This is a genomic window from Teichococcus aerofrigidensis (assembly GCF_054073225.1).
On record NZ_JBSXMU010000267.1, the window covers coordinates 1 to 970 of the forward strand.

Sequence of the window (970 nt, forward strand, 5' to 3'; positions counted from 1 at the left end):
GCATCGCCGTGGCGGCGGCGCCCTGCCGCAGCCAGATCGGCTCCGGCGCCCTGCCGCTCGACACCCTGCCGAGCCATGGCCTGCGCCTGACCGCGCCGGCCGGCCGCATGCTGGAGGCCCTGGCCACCGCGCTGCGCGCCCTGCCGCGCCCGGTGATCGGCCGGCTGCGCGACGGGGCGCTGCTGCTCGACCTGCGCTGCCTGGAGGACGAGGCGGGCTTTCTCGCCAGCCTGGACGGATTGCCGCATGGGCTGGCTTAGCCGGCTGCTCGGGCGTGCCGCGCCCAGGGATGGCATGGGAGATGGCATGGGGGAAGGCATGGAGGCCGCCATGGCCGCCTTCCAGGCCGGCGACCCGGCCCGCGCGCTCGCTCTCTGGGAGCCGCTGGCGCGCGCCGGCGATGCCCGCGCCGCCGCCAATATCGGCGCCTGCTTCGCCGAGGGGATGGGCGTGCCGGTCAATGCGCCGCTGGCCCGGCAGTGGCTGAGCCTGGCCGCCGGGGCCGGCCACGCGCCCGGTCAGCGCAACCTGGCCACGCTCTATCTGCGCGGCGGCGAGGGGGTGGAGGCCGATCCGGCCCGGGCCGCCGAACTCTACCGGGCCGCCGCCGCGCAGGGCGATGCCCAGGCGCAGGACATGCTGAGCTGGATGCTGCTGGAGGGCGAGCTGATCCCGCCCGATCCGGCCGAGGCGCGGCGCTGGGCGCGGGCGGCGGCGGAGGGCGGCATCGCCTCGGCCATGACGCGGATGGGCATGCTGTATCACCATGCGCTCGGCGTGGAGCGCGACGTGGCGCTGGCGGCGCGCTGGTGGGCGCGGGCCGCCGCGCGCGGCGATGCCGATGGGCAGGCCATGCTGGGCGCGGCCTTGCATCTCGGCGCCGGGGTCGCGCCCGATCCGGTGCAGGCCCTTGCCTGGCTGCTGCGCGCCGAGCGGAGCGGCAGCGCCCTGGCCACGCCCTTCCTCGGGC

1 protein-coding gene and 1 pseudogene are annotated in these 970 nt (G+C 77.7%); both read left to right on the forward strand.

All coding sequences use genetic code 11. From position 1 onward, the window contains the following. Positions 1 to 260, forward strand: a pseudogene (locus ACVMLK_RS21125) (L-seryl-tRNA(Sec) selenium transferase); the annotation flags it as partial. After that, on the forward strand, positions 247 to 970 hold a 724-nt coding region (locus ACVMLK_RS21130), incomplete at its 3' end, for a tetratricopeptide repeat protein (RefSeq protein WP_457487554.1). The pseudogene ACVMLK_RS21125 and the gene ACVMLK_RS21130, both read left to right, overlap by 14 nt.